The 24,581-nt window shown below is 72.3% G+C and carries 4 protein-coding genes; all 4 read right to left on the bottom strand.

Annotated features, from left to right (window positions below):
- Positions 1-5: 5 nt before the first annotated feature.
- Genes GTY96_RS33350 through GTY96_RS33335 form a run of 4 tightly spaced genes read right to left on the bottom strand, consistent with a single transcriptional unit; the run spans position 6 to position 24,581 of the window.
- A complete protein-coding gene (locus GTY96_RS33350; protein WP_161666825.1) occupies positions 6-5,432 on the bottom strand; it encodes a MupA/Atu3671 family FMN-dependent luciferase-like monooxygenase in 5,427 nt (1,808 codons plus the stop codon).
- Positions 5,429-12,322, bottom strand: coding sequence for a type I polyketide synthase (locus GTY96_RS33345; protein WP_161666824.1), 6,894 nt, complete (start codon positions 12,320-12,322; stop codon positions 5,429-5,431). Before GTY96_RS33345 ends, GTY96_RS33350 begins: the two co-directional genes overlap by 4 nt.
- Complete coding sequence (locus GTY96_RS33340; protein WP_161666823.1) at positions 12,319-17,946, bottom strand: type I polyketide synthase; 5,628 nt, start codon at positions 17,944-17,946, stop codon at positions 12,319-12,321. The genes GTY96_RS33345 and GTY96_RS33340 overlap by 4 nt, the downstream gene beginning before the upstream one ends.
- On the bottom strand, positions 17,943-24,581 hold the full coding sequence (locus GTY96_RS33335; RefSeq protein WP_161666822.1) for a type I polyketide synthase: 6,639 nt from the start codon (positions 24,579-24,581) through the stop codon (positions 17,943-17,945). The genes GTY96_RS33340 and GTY96_RS33335 overlap by 4 nt, the downstream gene beginning before the upstream one ends.

Below are 24,581 nucleotides of genomic sequence, written 5' to 3'. Positions count from 1 at the left end.
GGGCTTCACCGGGTCAGGCGAGGGGGACGTGCGGCGCCGGTGGCGGGCTGCTGCTGGCCCTGGAGGTGCTGGAGCAGCGCCCCCGCCTCCTCGTCCGAGAGGTGAGAGATGCTCTCGAGCAGCTTCTCCGGCTCGTCGCCCAGCTGCATCTGCAGGATGGCGAGTGACATCGCCGCCACTGTCTCGTTCTCCATCAGCGTCTGGATGGAGATGTCCACGTGGAAGGCGTCTCGCAGCCGGTGGATGAGCTGCGCGGCGATCAGCGAGTGGCCGCCCAGCTCGAAGAAGTTGTCATGGACGCCGACCTGGTTCACGCGCAGCAGCTGGGCCCAGATGCCCGCGACCGTCTCTTCGATGGCGGTGCGGGGCGCGGTGTGGCGCCGCTCCGGGGAACGCGCGGCCGCGCTCGGTGCTGGCAGCGCCTTGCGGTCCACCTTCCCGTTGGGCGTCAGGGGCAGGGCGTCCAGCACCACGAAGTCGGTGGGCACCATGTACGGTGGGAGCTGCTCCTTGAGGAAGCTCCGCAGGTTCGCCGCGTTGAGCTCCGCCTGTCCCAGCGCGAGCGGCATCAGGGCGGCCGTGCCCTGCGGCCCCCGGCGGGTGCGCAGCCCCGGCTGGAAGGCGTAGAGCATGTAGATGAAGACCCCGGGTTGCCGCGCGTCCGCCTCGATGATGACCGCGTCATCCACCTCCAGCTCGTAGCCCCGGGCCTTCAGCAGCTCGCTGGCCTCCTGCAGCAGCTCCTTGCTGTGCACCTCGAGGGCGAGCTGACCGATCTTCGGCCAGTCCTCGTCCCGGATGCCGCGCAGCACGTACATCTCACTGCGCTCCACGTCGATCTTCAGCAGGTCGATGCGCGTGATGCCGTGCTCGCGGATGACGTCCGACAAGGGGATGAGCGGGCAGGGGAAGGTCTGCGCGCGGTAGCGCTCCTCGAGCAGCGCGTCGATCTGCTCCTCCGTGAGCTGGCTGGCCGCGCGCTCCTGGGGATCCAGGTAGTGCAGGAACATGGAGCGCGCTTCCTGGCGATCCGCCTCCACGTCCGCGAAGCGCCCGGAGAGGCCGGACATGAGCGGGTAGAACGTGAACTCCGCCGTCTCGCGCTTGTCCGACACGCCTCGGTTGAACAGCTTGACGTCCAGCCCGTGCGCCTCGACGTTGGCCTTCAGCAGCTCGAACGTGGGCGGGATGGGTTCGAAGGCGTAGAGCGTCGGGTTGCGGCACTGCTGGCTCGCGAAGAGCGTGAACAGGCCGATGTTCGCGCCCACGTCGAAGATGACGTCCCCGTCCCGGTACGTGAGCCCGTGCTTCAGGTAGACCTGATCGCCGAAGACCTCCTTGGCGATGCCGGCGGTCTGGTGGGCCGTGTGGTGGAACACCGTCATCCCGTTGGGGAGCCGGTGGCGCGGACGGGCGTCGGGCGCGCCGCCGGGGCGCTCGGGGCTTGGGGGCCGCGCGCTGGCGGACGGGACGAGGTACGCCACGAGCCGCGTGTCGCCCGGGACGTCCTCGCGCGCCACGACCACGCTCTCCCGGACTCCCGGGTGGCGCTGGAGCGCCGTCTCGACCTCGCCCGGTTCGATGCGGAAGCCGCGCACCTTCACCTGATGGTCGGCCCGGCTCAGGAACTCCAGGGTGCCGTCAGGGCGGTACCTCACGAGGTCCCCGGTGCGGTAGAGGCGCGCCGCCGGATCGCTGGCGAAGGGGTCGGTGATGAAGCGCTCGGCCGTGAGCGCGGGTTGGCCCAGGTAGCCGCGCGCCACGCCCGCTCCACCGATGTAGAGCTCGCCCGGCGTTCCGGCTGGCACGGGCTGAAGCCGTGGATCCAGCACGTAGACCTGGGTGTTGGCGATGGGCCGGCCGATGGAGACGGGGCCGTTCAACGCCTGGAGTGACCAGGTCGTCGACCAGATGGTCGTCTCCGTGGGGCCGTACATGTTGAGGACGCGGCCCGGGACGAGCTCTCGCAGCTGCCGGGCCAGGGTCAGGGGGAGCGCCTCGCCCCCCACGAGCAGGGTGTTCAGGGCGCGGAGGCTGTCGGCGCCTCGCGGGTCCAGGGTGATCATCCGCGCCAGCGAGGGCGTGCACTGCAGGTGGGTGACGCCGTGGCGGAGGATCTGCGCGGGGATGGAGAAGTCCGGGCGCGCGTCCTCGGAGGCGGCGCGGCTGCGCTCCCGGAGGGTGTTCAGCTGCTCGAGCCCCTTCAGGACCGTGCCCGGGTCGATGCCGAAGTCGATGAGGCACGCCACCTCATCCACCCCCAGCTCCTCGAGCTGTTCAATCATCGCGTGGCAGCTCTCCGGTGTGCCGAAGAGGCCGCTCTGTTCGAAGTAGCGGTCGAACGCACGCGAGAGCAGCGCGTCCAGGTCCTTTTCGCCGAGCCGCTGGGCGTCCTCGCCCTGGCCGAGGCTCTGCGCGAGCCGCTTCATCAGGTCGAACGAGGTCCGCAGGTAGTCGAGGAAGGGGCCCCTCACGGTGTCGCGGACGCTGTCGCGGTCCGCGCCCACGAAGGTGTGCATCATCAAGGTGATGTGGCCGCCCCCGGGGCCATGACCGTGGCGCTCCCAGGCCTCGCGGTACACCCTGAACTTGTCGCGCAGCTGCTCCAGGCTCTGGCCGAGCAGGTGGGTGAGGATGTTGGCCCCGAGCCGGCCCGCGAGCTCGAAGGTCTCCGGGTTGCCCGCCGCCGTCAGCCAGATGGGCAGCCGTGGCTGGAGGGGCTTGGGCCGCAGCGTCACCTCCACGTCCGCGCCGTTGGGGTCCTTCAGGTGCAGCGCCCCTCCGCTCCACAGCTCGCGGAGGGTCTGGAGGCCCTGGACCATCACCTGCTTGCGGTCCGCGTAGTTTTCGGGAGCCAGGACGAAGTCGTTGGCCTGCCAGCCGGTGGCGAGGGAGATGCCTGCGCGGCCCTGGCTCAGGTTGTCCACGACCGACCAGTCCTCCGCGACGCGGATGGGGTTGTGGAGCGGGAGCACGATGCTCCCGGCGCGGATCCGCACGTGCTGGGTGAGGGTCGCCAGCGCCGCCGCGAGCACCGAGGGGTTGGGGTACAGGCCGCCGAAGTCGTGGAAGTGACGCTCCGGCGTCCACACCGCGGAGAAGCCGTGGGTGTCGGCGAACTTCACGGCGTCGAGCAGCAGCCGGTACTTGTCCTGCTGCTGCGTGCGGTGCTCCGAGTTGGCGAAGAAGAAGAGGCTGAAGTCGAGATCGCGTGCGCGTGCGGCGGGCCGGCGGGGGGCATGTGGCGCGGCGAAGAAGCTCTCCGTGTCGCCCTGGATGACGACGCGGTCGCCGCGCGTGAGGGGCCACAGCAGTTCGAGGATGGAGATGTCGAACGACAGCGTGGTGACGGCCAGCCAGGTGCCGCGCGGCTCGCCGCCGAGCTGCTGGTCCATCGCGGTGAAGAAGTTGAGGGCCTGCCGGTGTTCGATCATCACCCCCTTGGGGCGTCCGGTGGAGCCCGAGGTGTAGATGACATAGGCCAGGTGGTGCGGCCCGCTCAGGGACTCGGGAGGCGCCTCTGGGTGGCGGGAGAGCTCCGCCGCCTCCGTGTCGAGGCACACCACGTGGGGCGCGGCCGGCAGGCGCTCGCGCAGCCGCGCCTGCGTCACCAGCACCGAGGCGCGGGCGTCCGAGGCGATGGTGGACAGGCGATCCGCGGGGAAGGAGGGATCCAACGGCAGCCAGGCGCCACCGGCCTTGAGGATGCCCAGGACTCCCACGATCATTTCGAGCGAGCGCTCGGTGCACAGCGCGACCGGCTGATCCGCCTTCACGCCCAGCGCGCGCAGGTGGTGGGCGAGCTGGTTGGCCCGGACGTCGAGCTCCCGGTAGGTGAGCCGCTGATCCTCGAAGATGAGCGCGACCGCGTCGGGCGTCCGGGCCACCTGGGCCTCGATGCGCGCGTGGAGGTTCCGGTCGGCGGGCAGCGGGACCCGGGTCTCGTTCCGGGACACCACCAGCTCGTGTCGCTCCTCCTGGGTGAGCAGGGGCAGGGTGGACAGGGGTTGATCCGGCGCGGCCGTCGCGGACTCCAGCAGCCGCTCCAGGTGCCCCACCATCCGCGCCGCCGTGGCGGGCTCGAACAGGTCGGTGTTGTACTTGAGCACGCCGAAGACGGCCTCCCGAGCTTCGATCATCTCGAGCGCGAGGTCGAACTGCCCCTCCTGCTGCGGCAGGAACAGGGGCTCCACCTGGAGCCCGCCCAGCTCCTCCCGCAGGCCTGGCTCACCCGGGGTCAACAGCCGCACCACGCGCTGCGAGGTGGACTGCGGCCGCTGGAACATGAAGGCCGCCTGGAAGAGGGCGGTGCGGCTCTTGTCGCGCTCCGGCTGCAGCCGCTCGACGAGCAGCGCGAAGGGGAAGTCCTGGTGCTCCAGCGCCTCCAGCACCGTCTTGCGCAGCTGCCCCACCAGGGCCCGGAAGGAGGGGCTGCCGGACAGGTCCCCGCGCAGGACGACCGGGTTGATGAAGTTGCCCACGGTGCTGGCGAAGCGGCTCTCGCCACGGGCGCTGCCCGCCGTCGGCGAGCCCACGAGGATGTCGTCCTGGCCGCTGTAGCGGTGCAGGAGCGCTTGATAGGCGGCGAGCAGCACGACGAAGAGCGTCGTCCCCTCCGCCTGGGCCAGCGCCTTGAGCCGCGCGGTCAGCTCGGGCTTGAGCTTCAGCCCCTGGGAGGCCCCGTGGTGACGGTGCACGGGGGGGCGGGGATGATCCGTGGGCAGGTTCAGCGCGGGCAGGCTCCCCGCGAGCTTCTGCTTCCAGTACTGCCAGAGCCGTTCGCCGGTGGGGCCCGACAGCAGCTCGGCCTGCCAGCGGGCGAAGTCGGCGTAGGTGGCCGCCGCCGCCGGGAGCGTCACCTGGGTGTTGGCCCGCAGGGCGGGGTAGAGCCGGTGCAGCTCCTCCACCAGCATCCACAGCGACCAGCCGTCGAACACCAGGTGGTGCACGTTCAAGAGGAGCGCGTGGTCCTGCTCGGAGCGGGAGAAGAGGTGCGCGCGGAACAGCGGCCCCGCCTGGACGTCGAACGGCTGGCGATAGGCCTCCAGCAGCTGGCGCTCCACCTCCTCCCACGTCGCGCCGCTGGCGTTGACGTGCTCGAAGTGCGCCTCGCGGTGCCCGGCCACCTCCTGAAGGGGCTCTCCGTCGCGGACCGGCAGGCTGGTGCGCAGGGCGGGGTGGCGATCCACGAGCGCTTGCAGGGTCCGGCGCAGGGCCGTGACGTCCACGGCGGAGTGGATGCGGGCGCTGAACGCCACGTTGTAGGCCGCGCTCTTCGGTGCGAGCTGGTGCACGAACCAGAGGCTCTTCTGGTTGTAGGACAGCGGATGCGTGGCGCGCGTGCGGGACGCCTCCTGCCGCAGGAGCCGCTCCAGGAAGGAGCGTTTTTCATCGGCGGAGAGGCCCTCCAGGGGGGGACGATTCGTGCTCATGTCGTGGGGTCGCTTTCCTGCGTCTGCCGGGCCAGGAGGGACTTGAGCAGCTCCTCCACACCCGCATCGCTCAGTTCGTTCAGTCCTGCCAGGGTCTGTCCCAGGTCCTTCGGGGCCGGCTCGAGTGCTGGCGCGGCGGGGCGCGGCTCGTCACGCGCGGGCCCTGCGCCGCTGGGGGCTGGGGCCTCGGGTAGCCGCGCGAGCACCCGCGCCGCGAGCGTCGTCACGTCACCCGCCTCCAGGAAGTCCACCAGCGCGACGTCGATCTCCAGCTCGCTCTTCACCCGGCTGCGCAGCTCGAAAGCCATCAGCGAGTCCAGGCCGAGGCTGCTCAGCGGCTGCTCCACATCGAGCTGGCCGGGCTGAAGCATCAAGGCCCTCGCGACCTGCGCCTGGAGGTACCCGACGAGCAGCTGCTGGCGTTCACCCGCCGGGGTGTCTCGGAGTCGCCGCAGCGTGGCCGAGCCTCGCTCCTCGGCCCGTGGCGCCGCGACGGGCGCCGCGTCGTCGAGCTCCGCCAGGAGTGGCCGCTGCTTGCGGACGTTGTAGAGGGGCTTGAAGCGCGACCAGTCCACCCTGGCCACCGTGGCCTGGACCGCGCCCGTGCCCACCAGATGCGCCATCGCGGTGAAGCCCTGCTCCGGTGTCAGCGCCTCCAGGCCGGTCTGCTTCAGCCACTGGTCGAACCCGGCGTCGACCATTCCGCCTCCGGCCAGCAGGCCCCAGTTGACGGTCAGCGCGGGCAGCCCCTGGGCATGTCGGTCGTGCGCCAGCGCATCCAGGAACTGGTTCGCCGCCGCGTAGTGGACCTGACCCCGGCTCCCCCAGATGGAGCTGGCCGACGAGAAGGCGATGAAGAAGTCCAGCGGCTGCTTCCGGGTGAGCCGGTGCAGCACCCAGGCCCCCGCCACCTTGGGGTGCAAGGTCGCGGTGAGCCCTTCGGCGGAGGCCTCCTGCACGTCGCGGTAGCCCTCGCCCGTCACCCCCGCGGCGTGGATCACGCCTCGCAGGGGAGGCAGCGTCGCCCCCAGCTCCTCGATGAGGCGCCCCATGCGGGTGGCATCCCCCACGTCGGCCTGCTCGACCCGCACCGTGGCGCCGGCGGCCTCCAGCGCCTGGATGGCGTCGAGGCGCCGCCGCAGGTCCGTGGGGAGGTCCGCGTCCGTCCGGCGCTCCCGGGTGGGAAGCCCACCGCGCCCCACCAGCACCAGATGGCGAGCCCCCTGGGCCACCATCCACTGGGCGAGCCGCAGCCCGAGGAACCCCAGGCCTCCCGTGATGAGGTAGGTGGCCTGGGCATGGAGGGTGAGCGCCGGGGCGGCCGTGGCGTTGGCGCGAGTGAGCCGCGCGCCGTGGCGCATGCCCTCGCGCCACGCGATGAGCTCCTCGTCCTCTGGCTCCCAGAGCTCGCCCAGCAGGGTCTCGGCGTTCTCCTGAGGGCTTGAAGCCGGAGACAGGTCGATGAGGCCTCCCCAGAGCTGGGGCTCCTCCAGCGCGAGCACCCGGCCCATCCCCCACAGCGGTGCCTGGGTGACGGCGACCGGGTGGGGGCCCCCGACGGCCTGCGCGCCGCGCGTCACGGCCCACACCGACGTGGACTCCTTGCGGCGTGCCAGGGCCTGCGTCAGGTGCAGCAGACCGAGGCTCCCGTGGCGGGCGGCCCCTTCCACCGCTGCGGTCTCCTCCGCCGTCACGCCGCGCTCGCCCGCGCTCGCCTCCAGCTCCCGGGCGTCGCGGACATCCAGGCTCCACAGATGCACGACGCGATGCAGGGGCGGCTGGCCCGGCTGGCGAACGGCCTCCAGCAGGCGGTCGAAGTCCCGCGGAAGGGCAGGGTCCACCCGGAGCACCCCTGGCTCCTCGGGCAGGTCCGGGTCGGCCGGGCGGACGAGGATGCAGGAGGCCCCGCGCGCACGGAGCGCGTCCGCCAGCCGGTGGCCGGTGCCCTGGGCGTCCGCGAGGATGAGCCAGGGGCCCGTGGCCTCGCGCGGGGGCGTGGAGGCGCGCGCCGCGCGGGCCAGCACGACCGCCTGCTGCGAGGGCTCATCGCCGCCGGGCAGCTTGGGGGCGAGGCTCGCGACGTCGGGGAAGCCACTCTGTCGCAGCAGGGACTCCCAGCGGTGGGTCGCCAGCAGTGGGTGGTCTGGTCGCAGCTCCACGTCGGTGAAGCGCCACCAACCCGGGGTCAGGCCGAAGGTCAGGTCCAGCCAGCGCACCGGCGCGGTGCCCTCGAGGAGCACGAGGAGACCTCCCGGCGCCAGCAGCCGCCGGAGGTGCTCCAGCGTCCGCTGGAGATCGCTGGTCGCGTGAAGCACGTTGGCCGCCACGATGAGGTCGTGGCGGTGCGGCTCGAAGCCCTGCGCGGCGGGCTCTCGCTCGATGTCGAGCACCCGGTAGTCGACGAACGCCCACTCCTGGAGCTGGGCCTTCGCCTTGGCGACGAGCAGCGGGGAGACGTCCGTGAAGCGGTAGTCCGTCCGGTGCGCCGGGAGGATGGGGAGGACGTGGCGGGAGGTGCCGCCCGTGCCTCCGCCCACTTCCAGCACACGGAGCCGGCGCCCGCCGGGGAGCGCCTGAACGGCCTCCGCGATGGCGCGCTGGACCAGGGTGTTCATCGCCCGTGCGCCCGGCGTGTCGGTGTAGATGGCCGCGGTCGTGGTGTCGTCCTCGGGGAAGAGGAGCGACAGGGGATCCCGCCGTCCCCGGAGCACGTCGGACAGCTGGGTCCCGCAGCGGTCGAGCAAGGTCAGCTCGGCCTTGATGGCGTGGGCGCTGGCCTGGAGTTCGAGCACCCGGCTGCGCACGTCGGGCATGGGCGTCGCGGTGATGACCTCCCAGCCCGTTCCCACGCGGCGCAGGACGCCGTCCTCGGTGAGCATGTCGAGGAGGCGGCTCAGCAGCCGGTGGTATTGCCGGGTCACGCCAGCGCGCTCCGCGAGGGCCTCCAGGGTCAGGTGTTCGCCGGGCCGGAGCGTCACGTCCAGCCGCGAGAGCGCCTGGAGCACGTACGCGCCGGACAGCGGTTCCAGCTTCCGCAGTTGCTCCGCGTAGACGCGGAAGTCCTCCTCGGCGAAGAGCGCGTTCACCTGGGGCGTGAGCCGTTCGGAGAGTGCCTGGGGATCCGGCAGAAAGTCCGGAGGAGGCTGGTGGCGGCGCTCGCGGGGACGCCAGGTGAGCTCGTAGAGGCTCTGCGCGAGGGCTGGCGTGAGCGCGGTGCCCAGCAGGGCCCGCACGTCCACGCGCTTGAGCATCATGCCCTCCACGGTGGCGACCCGCTCGCCCTCCTCGGAGAGCAGCGTCAGGTCCACGGTGTGCGTCAGCCGCCCCGTATCGAGCACGGGGCGGACGCGCGCGTGGCTCCAGAGCACGGGGCCTGGGCTCCGGTGGACGCGCAGGCGCTCGAAGCCCACCGGCAGGTACGGCTCGTTCCGGCCGTCGTCCTCGAAGGCGGAGGCCAGCACCTGAAGGCAGCCGTCCAGGAGCACCGGGTGGAGCACGTACCCCTCCGACCCTGGTGCTCCGCCGTCCGGGAAGCGGACGCGGGCCAGCGCTTCATGAGGGCGCCTCCAGAGCCGTTCAATGCCCTGGAAGGCCGGCCCATAGTCGACCCCGTGTTCCCGCGCGGTCCGGTAATACGCTTCGGGCGCGAGCTCGTCGCAGAGCGCGGCCTGGAGCGCGGGCAGGTCCACGCCGGGCAGGGCGTCGCCCGCCTCGCGGAGGCGCACGGTCCCGGACGCATGGAGCGTCCATTCCACGTCTTGCGCTCCCTCCGGCGCGGAGAGGATGCGGAAGCCGAGCGAGCCTCCCTCCGGAGGTGACAGCACGGTCTGGACGGCCCGGGTCGTGCCCTGAGGGAGGACCATGGCGTGCTGGATGAGCACGTCCTGCAACACCAGCTCGGAGGAGCCCAGGAGCGCCCCTCCGGCCGCGAGCGCCATGTCGAGATACGCGGCGGCGGGGACCACCGCCTGATCAAAGACGCGGTGGTACCGCAGGTAGGCCGGGGCGTCCTCGCTCAGCCGCGCCTCGTATTGGATCTCCCGCAGGGCCGAGCGCAGCCGCGCTCCGACCAGCGGATGCAGGGTGGGGCCCGCGGGCCGGGCTGGGGACACGTTGGAGACACTGGGCGCGGCGTCCGGCGCGGCCTCTCCAAGCCCGTCGAGCCAATAGCGCTGGCGCTGCCACGGGTAGGTCGGGAGGGTGACGCGGCGCCGCGCGAAGTCCTGGTCGAAGCCGGACCAGGAGATGGGGGCGCCGAGGACGTAGAGCCTGCCGAGCGCGTCGAGCAGGGCCTGCCACTCCTGCCCGTTGGCGCGCAGGCTCGGCAGCCAGGTGCCGGCGTCGGGAGGAACGCAGTCGCGTCCCAGTCCCAGCAGGGTCGCCTTGGGGCCGATCTCCACGAAGACGCCGCAGCCTTCGGCGTGCAGGGTCCGCATGCCCTGGGCGAAGTCCACCGGCGCGAGGACGTGCCGGCACCAGTAGTCAGCCGTGGCCACTTCGTCGCCCGCGAGTCCGCCGGTCACGTTGGAGATGAGCGGCAGGGTCGGGGGGGCGTACGTCACCTGCCGGGCCGCCTGCTCGAAGTCGGCCAGCATGGGCTGCATCAGCGGCGAGTGGAACGCGTGAGAGACCTTGAGCGGCGTCACGCTGATTCCCTGGGCCTTCAGCGCGGCGCTGGCCTCGCGGATGGCCGCCTGGGTCCCGGAGAGGACGACGCTGCGGGGGCCATTGCGGGCCGCGAGGGACAGCGCGGAGGCGTGTGTCGCGAGCAGTGGCGCGACCTGCTCCTCCTCCGCCATCACCGCGAGCATCTCCCCGCCTGGGGGCAGCCGCTGCATCAGCCGCCCCCGCGCGCAGATGAGCTTCAGGCCGTCCTCGAAGCTGAAGACCCCGGCCACGCAGGCCGCGGCGTACTCGCCGACGCTGTGCCCCATCACCATGGATGGCTCGACGCCGAACTCGCGCCAGAGCTGGGCCAGGGCGTACTCGAGCGCGAACAGCGCGGGCTGGGTGTAGCCGGTCTCGTCCAGCGCCCCGTCACCGCTCGGCGCGAAGAGCGCGTCGAGCAACGGGCGCTCGAGGTGGGGCCGCACGACCTCCGCGCACGTGTCGAGGATCCGGCGGAATGCGGGCTGCGTCTCGTAGAGCTGCCGCCCCATCCCGGTGTACTGCGAGCCCTGGCCGGAGAAGAGGAAGGCGAGGCGGGGCCGGCCGGTGGTCCGCGCCTGCCCAGTGAAGAGGCCCGCGGACTCCTGGCCCGCGCGGAACGCTGACAGCAGCTCGCGCGCCTGCTCCCGCGAGCTGGCCACGAGCGCCAGCCGGTGGGCGTGGTGCGAGCGGCCGGCCGCCGCGGTGAAGCAGATGTCCGCGAGCCGCGCGTCCGTTGTGTCCAGGTGCGCCTCGAACCGGCTCGCCTGCTGCTCCAGCGCCTGGGGCGTGCGCCCCGAGAGCACCAGCACATGCATCGGCCGCTCCATGGCCGTCTCCAACGCCTCGACGGGCGGCGCCTCCTCCAGCACCACGTGGGCGTTGGTGCCGCTGAAGCCGAAGGAGCTGACCCCCGCCCTGCGCGCGCCCTCCCGGATGGGCCAGGCCCTGGGCGTGGTGGGCACCTCCACGGGCAGCCGCTCCCAGGGGATGTGCGGGCTGGGGTTCTTGAAGTTCAGGTGGGGCGGGTGCTCACGGTGCTGGAGCGCGAGCACCACCTTGATGATGCCCGCGATGCCCGCCGCGCCCTCCAGGTGGCCCAGGTTGGTCTTCGCCGAGCCAATCAGCAGCGGGCCCCCGGTGCGGCCCGGGCCGAAGACCGCTCCGAGCGCGCCGACCTCGATCGGATCCCCCAGGGAGGTGCCCGTGCCGTGCGCCTCCACGTAGTCAATCTCTTGAGGCGTGAGGCCTCCGCGGGCCAGGGCCTGCCGGATGACGGCCTCCTGTGAGGGGCCGCTGGGCACGGTGAGGCCTCCGCTCGGGCCGTCCTGGTTGACGCTCGAGCCGCGGATGAGCGCGAGGATGGGGTCGCCCGCCGCCCGCGCGTCACTCAGCCGCTTGAGGACGATCATCCCGCAGCCCTCGCCTCGGACGAAGCCGTCCGCGGCGGCGTCGAAGGTCTTGCAGCGCCCATCCGGCGCCAGCATGCGGGCCTTGCAGAAGGTGATGCCCACCTGCGGGGCGAAGATGACGTTCACGCCACCGGCGAGCGCGAGGTCGCACTCCCGGTTCCGCAGGCTCTGGCAGGCGAGGTGGACGGTGACCAGCGACGAGGAGCACGCGGTGTCCACCGTCATGCTCGGCCCCGTCAGCCCCAGCGCGAACGAGAGCCGACCAGAGGCCACGCTGAGCGCACCGCCGGTGCCGAAGTACGCGTCGATCCGCGCCGGGGGGACCTTCCCCAGCGAGGTGGCGTGCTCGAAGTTGCTCACGCCCAGGAACGTCCCCGTCTGGGTGCCATAGAGGCGTTCGGGGGGAATCCCGGCCCGCTCCAGCGCCTCCCAGGTGACCTCCAGCAACAGGCGCTGCTGGGGATCCAGGCTGTTCGCCTCGCGAGGCGAGATCCCGAAGAACCGCGGATCAAACCCATCCACCGGTCCCAGGAAGCCGCCGAAGCGCGTGTACATCTTCCCCGGGGCGTCCGGATCCGGGTCGTACCAGGCATCCACGTCCCAGCGATCCGGTGGCACCTCGACGATGCCGCTGCCGCCGTCGCGCAGCAGTCGCCAGTACCGCTCGGGGGTGTCCGCGCCGCCAGGGAAACGGCACCCGAGTCCGATGATGGCGATGGGCTCGCGTCGGGCGGCCTCCGCGGCGTCGAGCTGGCCTTGCAGCCGCTCCAGCTCGACCAGGGCGTTCTTCATCAGGGACCGGTAGTCCCGTCCTTCTGCGCTCGTGCTCATGGCGCGCGACCTCGCTGAAGCGATGCGATCTTCTGGGACAGCAGGTTCGCCAGCTCGTCCTGCGAAAGCTCCTCGAGCTCCTCGGGGCGGGCGGCGTGCTCGGACTCGCCGCGAGGCGGCGCTGGGGCCACCTCCGGGACGGCTCCGGAGAGTTCGGCCAGCAGGTGTTCGACCAGCGCGTCCAGGGTGGGGAAGTCGAAGATGAGCGTGGAGCGCAGCGTGCGGCCCACCTGGGTCTCCAGCTGGTTCTTCAGCTCCACCGCCATCAGGGAGTCCGCGCCCAGGTCGAAGAACCTCTGCCGGGGGCCCAGGTCGTCGGCGCGCAGCCCCAGCACCCGGGCCACGAGCGCCTTCGTCTGCCGCTCGAGCACCGTCTTCCGGGCACCGGGGGCCGCCGACTCGAACTGGCGGAGGATGAGCGGGACGGGCGCGGCGGGCGGGCTCTTCTCGCGGGTGAAGCGCTCCAGGAAGGGGGCCGCGCCCGGACGGGCTTCGAGCCTGGACCAGGTCGCAGGCAGGACGCCCACCTGGGGCGTGTCCTCTTCGAGCAGGCCGGTCAACACCTGAAGCCCCTGCTCGGGGGCGAGGGGGCCAAGCCAGTCCGAGGCGGCGCGGCGCTGCGCGCCCGTGGCGGCCATTCCGACACCGCTCCAGGGGCCCCAGTTGATGCTCAGCGCGGGCAGGCCGAGCGCGCGGCGGCGGTGCGCCAGGGCATCGAGGAAGGCATTGGCCGCGGCGTAGTTGCCCTGGCCGGGAGCTCCCAGCAGCGAGGCCGCGGAGGAGAAGCAGACGAAGAAGTCCAGGGACAGCCCACGCGTCAGCACATGGAGGTTCCACGCGCCCGCGGTCTTGGGGGCCAGGACCCGGGAGAAGCGCTCCCAGCCCTGGCGGACGAGGACGCCATCCTCGAGGACTCCGGCGGCATGGACGACGCCCGCGAGCGGAGGCATCCCGGAGGGCAGGGACGCGAGCGCGCCCGAGAGCTCATCGGCCCGCGACACATCCGCGGCCACCACGTGCACCCGCGCTCCTTGCTGGTCGAGCGCCTGGAGCGTGGTCGTCGCGTGACTGGAGGGCGGGTTGCGCCCGAGCAGCACCAGGTGGCGTGCGCCCTTCGTCACGAGCCACTTCGCCACCTCCAGGCCGAGCGCTCCGAGGCCCCCGGTGACGAGGTAGCTGGCCTGTGCATGGACGGCGACTTCGCGAGGCGGCGGGGTCGCGCGATGCGCGGCGAGCCGTGCGACGAAGCGCGCTCCCTCGCGGTAGGCGAGTTGATCCTCGCCGTCCGTGGCCTCCAGCGCTTCGAGCAGCGCGGGGACATCCCCGGCGGATTCGTCGGGGGGAAGGTCGACGCGGACGCACGAGAGCTCCGGGTGCTCTATCGCGATGACCCGTCCCAGACCCCAGAGCGGCGCATGCTCGGCGTTCAGGGGCAGGGGATGGCCGCCCGCCGGCTGGGTGCCGCGCGTCACCAGCCAGAGGCGCGGGGCGCGCGCGAGCCCCGCCTGGGCCAGTGCCTGGATGAGGTGCAGGACGCTGCCGCAGCCCAGTTGCTGCGCACGCTCCAGCGCCGCGAGCGCGTCGGTGGCCTCCTCGCGAACGGGCGCCGCCGTGAGGCTCCAGAGGTGGACGATGCCCGCGACGGCCTTGCCTTCGACGGACAGCGCCTCGAACAGCCGCGCGAAGTCCTCCGGACGCGAGGGGTCGAGCTGGAAGTGGGCGCCGCTTAGCCTCGCGTACGACGCACCCGCGCTCACCCGGATGCCGTGCCCGCCCCGCTCCTTCGCGGAGCGGATCAGTCCGTCACCGAGCGCTCCTTCGGAGGTGAAGACAAGCCACGCCTGATCAGGCGCGAGCGCGGGAGCCTTGCGGGCCGCGGTCGCCAGGGGCCGAGGCTCCCAGGTGGGGGCGTAGAGCCAATCCGCGTGGCTGGGGCGCAACGCACGCTCCAGCGCGCCGAGGCTGGCCTGCTGGTACTGGAGGCCTTCGATGACGGCGATCTCCTCGCCTGCCTCTCCGAGCAGGCGCACGTCCAGGAAGACGCTCGTGCCCTGCTGCCCGCGACGCATGCGCGCGTGGCACCAGAACCGCTCGCCCACGGGCCGCGCCAGGAAGCGGAACCGCTCGAGGCCGAAGGGGACGTAGGTGCCCTCATTGCCGCCGGGGATCATCCCGCCCAGGATCTGGAAGCAGCCGTCGAGCAGGACGGGATGGAGCTGGTGGTCGCGCACGTCACCCAGGGCGGAGGGCAGCCGCAGCTCGCACACGGCCTCCTCGTTCCCCCGCCGCAGCGACTGAATGACCTGGAAGCGCTCGCCGAGCCGGGCCTGATGCTGGCCCATCACTTCGTAGAAGCCGGCGCCGGAGATCTCCTCGCCGCAGCGCGCCCGTACCTCTTCGAGCGATGCGCGCTCCAGTAGTCCCGCCGCGCCCCGGTCCGGCCAGCTCAGGCTCCCGGTGGCGTGGACGGAGAAGGTCTCGTCACGCTCCAGGCTGTCGCCCCGGAGGCTGATCAACTTGAAGCTGGCCTCGCCCCCGGCGCCCGGGGTGAGGACCACCTGGACGGTGCGCTGACCGGAGTCAGGCAGCGCCAGGGCTTGGGGGAACAGGACATCGCGCAGGGTGCAGGACGTGGCGCCGAAGGCCAGCTCCGTCGCGGCCACCAGCATCGACACATGGCTGGCGCTGGGCACGACCACGATGCCGTGGATGCGGTGGTCGTCCATGAAGGGCAGCGTGTCGGTGCCCAGCCGGGACTCGAAGCCGATCTCCTTGACGAGCGGGGAGCGCAGCGCGCGGTGCAGCAGCGGGTGGAGCGCGGGGCCTCCCGTGGAGGGACCCGCGCCGTGGGTGGGCTGCTCCGGGAGGTCGAGCCAGTAGCGCTGGCGTTGGAAGGGGTAGGCCGGCAGCGTCACTCGCTTGCGCGGCGCGCGCGACTCGACGGCCGCCCAGTCCACGGAGGCTCCCCGGGCATACAGCTCGCCCACGGCGCGGAGCAGGGCCGGTCCTTCCGGCTGCCCCTGGCGCAAGGTGGGCAGCCAGTGGTGCCGTGAGTCTGGCAGGCATGCCCGCCCCAGCCCCAGCAGCGTGGGCCGGGGGCCGATCTCCACGAACGTGTCGCAGCCCAGCTTCTCCAGCGTCTCCATGCCCGCGGCGAAGCGGACGGGCTCACGCACCTGGCGGACCCAATCATCGGGGGACGGGGGCGCGGCGGGATGAAGCGCTCCGGTCAGGTTGGAGACCCAGCCGAGGCGAGGCGCCGCGTAGCGCACCTGTCTGGCCACCTGGGCGAAGTCCGCCAACATCGGCTCCATCAGCGGCGAGTGGAAGGCGTGGGACACGTTGAGCGGCGTCACCCGCACCCCTTCCGCCTGGAGCGCGAAGGCCACCTGCCGCACGGACTCGGCGTGGCCGGAGATGACGGTGCTGTCGGAGCCGTTGAGCGAGGCGACGGACACGCGGTCCGCGACGGCCCTCAGCGCGGACTGCACGCGCTGGACGCTGGCCGTCACGGAGACCATCGCGCCATCGCGTGGCAGGGCCTGCATCAGCCGCGCCCGCGCCGCGATCAGCTTCAGGCCGTCCTCGAGGCTGAACACCCCCGCGAGGCACGCTGCGGCGTACTCGCCCACGCTGTGGCCCATCACGAACGCGGGTTCGATGCCCCAGGACCTCAGCAGCGAGGCCATCGCGTACTCCAGGACGAAGATCGCGGGCTGGGTGAAGCGCGTCTCATCCAGCCGCGAGGCTTCCGCCCCCTCGGCGAAGAGAACGGGCAGCAGGGGTGCTCCCAGGTGCGGATGCAGCAAGGCTTCGCACTCGTCCACGGTCCGGCGGAACGCCGGCTCGGTGTCGTAGAGCTGGCGGCCCATCCGCGCGTACTGCGAGCCCTGGCCCGTGAAGAGGAAGGCGACCTTGGGCGGCGTCGCGCCATCGGCCGCGACCGCGGAAGCGGCCTCCCGTCCCTCGCTGAACGCGGACAGCGCCTCCTGAGCCTCGGCGGAGGTCGCCGCCGTGATGGCCAGCCGGTGCGCGAACTGCGAGCGGCCGGTGCCCGCGGAGTAGCAGACGTCCGCCAGGGGCAGGTCCGGGTGCGCGCCGAGGTGCGCCGCGTAGGACCGCGCCAGCTCACGCAGCGCTGGCTCGGTGCGCGCCGACAAGGGCAGCAGGTGCGCGGGGCGCTCTCGCGCCGGCTCCCCGCCCGTGGAGAGCTCCACCGGGCGCGCTGGGATTGCGTCGGGTGACGGTGCTTCCTCGAGCACCACGTGGACGTTGGTTCCGCTGAAGCCGAAGGAGCTCACCCCCGCGAGCCGGCGCCCCTGCCCCGAAGGCCAGGGCAGCAGCTCCGTGGCGACATCCAGGGGCAGCTGCTCCCATGGGATGTGCGGACTGGGCCGCTGGAAGTGCAGGCTCGGCGGGAGCGCTTCGTGCTTGAGGGCCAGCACGACCTTGAGCAGCCCCGCGATTCCGGCGGCGTTCTCGAGGTGCCCGACGTTGCTCTTCACGGATCCAATCACCAGCGGCCGATTCCGGGTGTGGCTCGCTCCGAACACCGCGCCCAGGGCCCCCGCTTCGATGGGGTCCCCCAGCGAGGTGCCCGTGCCGTGCGTCTCCACGAAGCGCACCTGCGAAGGATCCACCCCGCCGCTCTCCAGCGCGCCACGGATGACGGCCTGCTGCGCGGGGCCGCTCGGCACGGTGATGCCGCCGCTGGGCCCGTCCTGGTTGACGGCGGAGCCGCGGATGAGGGCCAGGATGGGGCTGCCGTCCGCCAGCGCATCCGACAGGCGCTTGAGCACGACCATGCCGCAGCCCTCGCTGCGCACGTAGCCGTTCGCCGCGGCGTCGAAGGGCTTGCAGCGGCCATCCGGGGCCAGCATGCGGGCCCGCGAGAAGTTGACGAAGAGCTGCGGTGACAGCAGCAGGTTCACGCCGCCGGCCAGGGCCAGCGAGCACTCTCCGCTGCGCAGGCTCTGACAGGCGAGGTGCACCGTCACCAGCGCCGAGGAGCACGCGGTGTCCACCGCCATGCAGGGGCCCACCAGCCCGAGCGTGTACGACAGGCGCCCCGCGGCGACGCTGAGCGCGTTGCCCGTGCTCAGGTAGGCGTCGATGCGCGAGGCGTCCTGCGTGCCCAGCAGGCGCTGCGCGTACTCCGAGTTGCCGATGCCCACGAAGACGCCCGTCTGGCTCTTGAAGAGCCGCGAGGGGGCCTGTCCCGCGTGCTCGAGCGCTTCCCACGTCACCTCCAGCAGCAGCCGCTGCTGGGGATCCAGGCTCACCGCCTCCCGGGGCGTGATGCCGAAGAACTGCGGGTCGAAGCCGTCGATCCGCTCCAGGAACCCGCCGTGACGGCTGCTCATCTTCCCGGGAGCATCCGGGTCGGGGTCGTACCAGGCGTCGATGTCCCAGCGGTCCGCGGGCACCTCGCGGATGGCGTCGCGCTTGTCGCGCAGCAGGCCCCAGAAGGAGTCCAGGTCCCTGGCGCCAGGAAGGCGACAGGCGGCGCCGGTGATCGCGATCGGCTCGGCGTTGAGCAGCGCGGACTTGGAGCGCAGCTCCCGCGCCGCGAAGGCGAGCTTCAGCGGGGACATCTGCGAGATGCGTTGGGTGAGGCTGCTCATGGCGTCCCCTTCTCGTGCGCGGGGCGCCCGAGGAGTCGTTGCGAGATCTCCTGGTCCGACATGCCGTCGAGGCCATCGAGGAAGGCATCCAGCTCTTCGTGGGCCGGGGTTTCCCGTGGCGCGGGGGCCTCGGTCTCCAGCCCGAGCAACCCGGACAGGTGCTCCGTCAGGGCTTCGACGGTGGGGTGGTTGAAGAGCAGGGTGGCGCCCAGGTGCTGGCTCACGTCACCCTCCAGGGTGTTCTTCAGCTCCACCGCGGTGAGCGAGTCGAGCCCCAGGTCGAACAGGCGCTGGCGCGGCTCGATGACGGCCCGCTCGCCCAGGCCGAGCACGCGGGCCACCTGCACTCGGACGTAGGTCATCAACAGTGAGCGGCGCTCGCTCGACGGTGTCTCCGAGAGCTGCTTCAGCAGCCTGGGGCGCTGCTCCCCCGCGGGCCTGGAGCCTCGGGTGAGCGTTTCGAGGAAGGGGGCTCGGGCGCGGTGGGGCGCTTCTCGCGCGAACCTCGCCCAGTCCATGGGCAGCACCGCCACCTGGGGAGACTCCTGCCGCAGCAGCCGCTCCAGCACTTCGAGCGCCTGCGCGGTCGGGAGGGTCCCCAGCCCATGGCTCTTCCAGCGCTCCTGCTGTCCGCCACCCACGCCCGCCGCCATCCCCACCTCCGCCCAGGGCCCCCAGTTGATGCTCAGCCCCGGGAGCCCCTGCGCGCGCCGCGCTCCGGCCAGGGCATCGAGAAAGGCATTGGCCGCCGCGTAGAGCCCCTGTCCCGGTGTGCCGAGCAGCGCCGCCGCGGAGGAGAAGCAGACGAAGAAGTCGAGCCGGTCCTCCGCCGTCGCCTGGTGGAGGTTCCACCCTCCGGCCACCTTGGGGGCCAGCACGCGCCCCAGCCGCTCGGAGTCCTGCTGGCGAAGGACGCCATCGGAGAGGACTCCGGCGGAGTGGATCACGCCTCGCAGTGGAGGCATCGACGCGCGGAGGGACTCCAGGACGCGGTCGACGTCGGGGCGCAGGGCCACGTCCATCCGCTCCAGCCGCACGGTGACGCCCTCGTGCGCGAGCCGGGCCGCGAGGTCCTGGCTCTCCTGCGAGGGTGGGGACCGGGAGGCCAGCACGAGATGGTGGGCACCCTGACGGGCCATCCACCGCGCCACCTCCATGCCGAGCGCACCCCGTCCGCCGGTGATGAGGTACGTGCCCTCCGGACCCACGCCTCTCCCGTGGCCTGGGCTCGAGCGCACCGGCGATCCGGAGGCTCGCGGAGCCGTGGTCATGGGCTGCTCCAGCACCACCTTGCCGACATGGCGGGCCTGGGCCATGTGGCGGAACGCGCCCTCGGCCTCGCTCAGTGGGAAGACCCGAGCAGGGAGTGGCTGGAGCGTGCCGCGCTCGAAGCACTCCATCAGGTCGCGCAGCATGGAGGCGATTCGCGCGGGGTCTTCCTGGGCCACCTGTCCCAGGTCGAAGGGCAGGTAGTCGACGTCGGGCCTGCGCCGGTGGGCCTCGGCCGCATCGAGGATCCCCAGCTTGCCGATCTCGATGAAGCGACCGCCGGGCGCGCAGAGCGCGAAGCTGGCGGAGAGGAAGTCGCCGTTGAGGCTGTTGAGCACGACGTCCACGCCGCGCCCACCCGTGAGGGTCATCACCTGCTCGCGGAAGTCGAGCGTGCGCGAGTTCATCAGGTGCTTCACCCCGAGCGCGCGCAGGGCCTCCCACTTGCTCGGGCTCGCGGTGGCGAAGACCTGGGCACCCGCCCGCAGCGCGAGCTGGACGGCGGCCATGCCCACCCCGCCAGCGGCCGCGTGGATGAGCACGGTCTGCCCAGGGCCCAGCCGCGCCAGTCCGTGCAGCCCATGGTGCGCGGTGAGGAACGCGATGGGGAGGGTGGCCGCGTCGGTGTGGCTCAGCGCCGCGGGCTTGTGGATGACGAACGCGGCGTTCACCGTCACGAAGCTGCCCAGGCTGCCAATCGCCTGGGCCGCGATGACCTCGTCGCCGGGCCGCAGGTGCGAGACGCCCTCGCCGACGCGCTCCACGGTGCCGCCGCACTCGAAGCCGAAGTGCAGCTCGCCCGCCGTCAGCGCGCGGCCCTCCGCCGAGACCGGAGTGACCATGCCCAGCGCCTGGAGCACGTCCCGGAAGTTGAGCCCGGTGGCGCGGACGGCGAGCTCCACCTCGCCAGGACCTGGAGCGCGCCGGGTCAGCGGCTCCAGGCGAAGGGCCTCCAGCGCGCCCGTGCGGGGGATGCGGAGCTGGACCGGGCCGTCCACGGGCGCGGAGGGCAGGGGGGAGTCCTCCGGCCGGTAGCGCGCGAGTCGCGCCACATACCTCCGGCCCTCGCGCAGGGCGAGCTGGTCCTCTTCATCCGGGCTCCAAAGCGCGTCGAACAGGGCCCGCGCCGTCTCCGCCTGCTCGTCGCCGGTGCCGGGTTCGACGTCGACGCAGGTGCACTTCAGCTCCGGGTGTTCGGTCGCGAGCGCGCGCCCCATGCCCCACAACGTCGCTTGATGCGGATGCAGCGCCCGAGGCTGCTGGGACACGGCCTGGGCGCCACACGTCACCAGCCACAGGCGCGGAGGCGCCCGGGTTCCGGCGACCAGCGCCTGCACGAGGTGCAGCAGTCCTTCGCAGCCCAGCGACTGGGGAAGCGGCTCGGGCCCCGACGCGTCAGCGGGCCAGAGGTACGCCACCCCACGCAGGGGCGGCAGGCCGGGCGCCGTGAGCTCCCCGAGCAGCCGCGCGAAGTCCTCCGGCCGCGAGGGGTCGACGCGGTAGTCCTCCGGACCGACCTGTTCCCATGCGCCCGCTGGCTCCACACGGACACAGGCTTCGCCCTGGGCTCGCAACCGCCGCTGGAGCTCCAGCCCGATGGCGCCATGGCTGAAGAGCAGCCAGCGGCCGTGCGCGGTGGTCGGAAGGCGTGCCTCGGGTGGCTTCTCCTGCCAGCGGACCTCGTGCAGCCAGCGCTCTGTCTCCGCGTGCTGGGACGTGAGCGTGTCGCGCTCCACTCGAACGATGGAGAGCCGTTCGATCTCCGCGATGGGAGTCCCATCGGAGGCGACCAGGTGCAGGTCGGCCACGAGCCGGGAGGGATCGGCCTCCTCCACCCGCCCCACGCGCGCCTTGCACACCAGACTGGTGCCAGGACGGTGGTGGAGGCGGAGCCGTCCGAATCCCGCCGGGAGATAGGTCCCCTCCGCACCCCGGTCCGCCATGGGCGCACCGAGCACTTGCAGGCACGCATCCAGCAGCACCGGGTGCAGGAGGTAGGGCTCGGCGTCGAGCGCGAGCACCTCCGGAAGGCGGATCCGTCCCACGGCCTCCACGTCATTGCGCGAGAGCCGTTCGAGCGCCTGGAAGCCCGGGCCGTAGTCGAGGCCCTGCTCGCGGCACGTCTGGTAGTAGCGACTGACGTCCAGCGGCTGTCCCGCGTCCGCTTCCCAGGCGGCGACGTTCACCGCGGGGGGCGCTGCCTCATGGAGCGCGCGCAGCCGTCCGCTCGCGTGGAGCGTCCAGGTGGGCTCGTCGTCCGGTGTTTCGGCCCGCGTGCTGTGGACCTGGAACGAGGCGGTCGCGTCGTCCTCGGGCGTGAGGATGAGCTGGAGCGTCACCTCACCGCCCAGGTGCAGCGCCTTCTGGAAGGACACGTCCTCCAGCTCCAGACGGGGTGTGCCGAGCCAGGAGGCCCCCGCGGCCAGCGCCAGCTCGACATAGCCAGCCCCGGGGAAGACCGGGGTCCCGAGCACGCGGTGATCGCCCAGGAAGCCTGGGGTCTCCGGGCCCACCCGGGCCTCGAACAGCCGCTGCCGCAGGGCGGAGGGCACGCGCTGGCCCAGGAGCGGGTGGGCCGTTCGGGGGGCGTGCGGGGCGGTGGACCTTCCCGGGCGCGCGGAGGGCGGGGACTCCACCCAGAAGCGCTGCCGCTGGAAGGGATAGGTCGGCAACGCGATCCGGCGGCGCGAGTAGCCGCTGTCGAAGCCCACCCAGTCCACGGGCACACCCCGGCCGTAGAGCTCCTGGAGACTCTGGAGCGTCACCTGCCAATCGCGCCTTCCCTTGGACAGCGACGGGAGCCATGCGCATCGCCCGTCCGGGTCCAGCTGGCGGCCCAGCTCCGAGAGGACCGGCTTGGGGCCCAGCTCCAGGAACAGCTCGCACTCGCGCTCCCGCAGCGCCGCCACGCTCGCCGCGAAGCGGACGGGAGCCCGCACGTGCTGGACCCAGTAGTCGCGGCCCAGCTGGTGTTTCGTCGCCGGCAGTCCCGTGAGGTTGGAGATGAGCGTGATTCGCGGCGGTGAGAAGGTCACCCGCGCCGCCGCCTGCTCGAAGGCCGCCAGCATCGGCTCCATCAGCGGCGAGTGGAAGGCGTGGGAGGTGTTCAACGGCCGCGAGCCCACCCCGTGGCGGCCAAGCTCCGCGAGCACCTGCTGGAGCGCTTCTCTCCGACCCGAGAGGACCACGTCGCGAGGCCCGTTCACGGCGGCGATCGCCAGCTCGCGGGCATGGGGCCGGAGGGCTTCGGCCACCCGTGCCTCGTCCGCGAACACCGCGGCCATGGCTCCATCCCGGGGCAGCTCCTGCATCAGGAGCCCCCGCCGGGCAATCAGTCGCAGCCCCTCCTCCAGGCTGAACACCCCCGCGACACAGGCGGCCACGTACTCGCCCACGCTGTGCCCGGCGACCGTGGATGGCTCGACGCCCCACGACCGCCAGAGCGCCGCCAGCGCGTACTCGAGCGCGAAGAGGGCCGGCTGCGTGTAGGCCGTCTCGTCGATGGGAGACGTCGCGCCAGGAGCCGGGTAGAGCACCTCCAGCAGCGGCCGATCCAGCTCGTCGCGGAGCAGCTCCTGGCACTGCTCGAGCGTGCGCCGGAAGGCCGGCTGCGTCTCGTACAGCTCCCGTCCCATGCCCGGGTACTGCGAGCCCTGGCCCGTGAAGAGGAAGGCGATCCGCGGGGCGCCGGTCTCCGGGACATGCGTCCGGAGGCTGCCTGGTGCGGACCCTCCGCGCTGAAGCTCGGCGAGCCGGGCGCGCAGCTCCTCGGAGGAGCCCGCCGCCACGCTCAGTCGATGGCGGAAGTGCGCGCGTCCCGCGTTGGCCGTGAAGCACAGGTCCCCGAGCGGTGCATCGGGGGTGTTCTCCAGGTGGGTCGCGTACCTCGCCACGAGCGCGTCCAGGGCGGGCTCGCCGCGCGCGGACAGGGTCAACACGTGCAAGGGCCGCTCGGGGCCGGCTCGCGGGGCGGCGTGCTCCGGCGCCTCCTCCAGGAGGACGTGCGCGTTGGTGCCGCTGATTCCGAACGAGCTGACGCCCGCGACGAGACGCTCCCCGCTCACGGGGAAGCGCGTGGGCGTGGTGGGGATCCGGATGGGAAGCTCCGCCCAGGGCAGGTGCGGCGTCGGCTGCTTCAGGTGGAGGTGCGGGGGGATGAGCCGGTGCTGGAGTCCCAGCACGACCTTGATGAGCCCCGCCACGCCGGCCGCGGCCTCGAGGTGGCCGATGTTCGTCTTCACCGACCCGATGAGCAGCGGCTGGTCCAGCGTGCGTCCCTCGCCCAGCGCGGCCGCCAGCGCGCGGACCTCGATGGGATCGCCCAGCGAGGTCCCCGTGCCGTGGGCCTCGACGTAGGACACCCGCGAGGGCGGGACGCCTGCGGTGCGCAGCGCCTCGCGGATCAGCGCCTGCTGCGCCTCTCCATTGGGGACGGTGAAGCCGCTGCTCGGGCCGTCATGGTTGACGGCGGATCCGCGGATGACCCCGAGGATGCGGTCGCCCGCTTCGAGCGCCTTGGACAGGCGCTTGAGCACCACCATGCCGCAGCCCTCGCCACGGCCGTACCCATCCGCCGAGGCGTCGAACGTCTTGCACCGGCCGTCGGGAGCGAGCGCCCGCGTCCGCGAAAGGAAGACGGTGATCTCCGGGGCCAGGATGCGCTGCACCCCTCCCACGAGGGCCAGCTCGCACTCTCCGGTGCGCAGGCTCTGGCTGGCCAGATGCACCGCCACCAGCGAGGACGAGCACGCGGTGTCCACGGCCATGTTGGGGCCCTGGAGGCCGAGCACGTGGGACAGGCGTCCGGAGGCGAAGCAGAAGCCGTTGCCCGTGCCCGCGTAGGCGCTGATGCGGGTCGGGTCTCCCGCCAGGAGCTGGAGGTGCGTGTAGTCGTTCTGGCCGATGCCGATGAAGACGCCCGTCCGGCTGCGCGAGAGCTGCTGGGGGGAGTACCCCGCGTCCTCCAGCGCCTCCCAGGCCACCTCCAGCAGGAGCCGCTGCTGGGGGTCGAGGCTGTTGGCCTCGCGCGGGGAGAGGCCGAAGAAGGAGGCGTCGAAGAGGTGCGGATCCGGCACGAAGGCGCCCTGCCGCGTGTAGATCTTCCCGGGCGCCTCCGGGTTCGGGTCGTAGTACGCGTCCACGTCCCAGCGGTCCGAGGGAATCTCGCCGACCGCGTCCACGCCCTCGCGGAGCAGCCGCCAGAAGCGCTCCGGGGTGTCCGCGCCTCCTGGGAAGCGGCAGCCCATGCCGATGATGGCGATGGGCTCCGTCCGGGCGCGCTCGGCGGCGTCGAGCCGGGCCTGAAGCTGCTCGAGGGCCAAGTATGCCTGCTTCAGCGGCGAGAGGTTGCCTTGCGGTGGCGACAT

This window comes from Corallococcus silvisoli (assembly GCF_009909145.1).
Taxonomy (GTDB): domain Bacteria; phylum Myxococcota; class Myxococcia; order Myxococcales; family Myxococcaceae; genus Corallococcus; species Corallococcus silvisoli.
Note: the sequence above shows the minus strand (reverse complement) of the source record. Positions and strands in the feature narration are given on the sequence as shown.

What these genes read in the sequence shown, in the direction of transcription:
- GTY96_RS33350 (WP_161666825.1), bottom strand. Translation starts at nt 5,432, where the DNA reads ATGAGCACGAATCGTCCCCCCCTGGAGGGCCTCTCCGCCGATGAAAAA.
- GTY96_RS33335 (WP_161666822.1), bottom strand. Translation starts at nt 24,581, where the DNA reads ATGTCGCCACCGCAAGGCAACCTCTCGCCGCTGAAGCAGGCATACTTG.
- GTY96_RS33345 (WP_161666824.1), bottom strand. Translation starts at nt 12,322, where the DNA reads ATGAGCACGAGCGCAGAAGGACGGGACTACCGGTCCCTGATGAAGAAC.
- GTY96_RS33340 (WP_161666823.1), bottom strand. Translation starts at nt 17,946, where the DNA reads ATGAGCAGCCTCACCCAACGCATCTCGCAGATGTCCCCGCTGAAGCTC.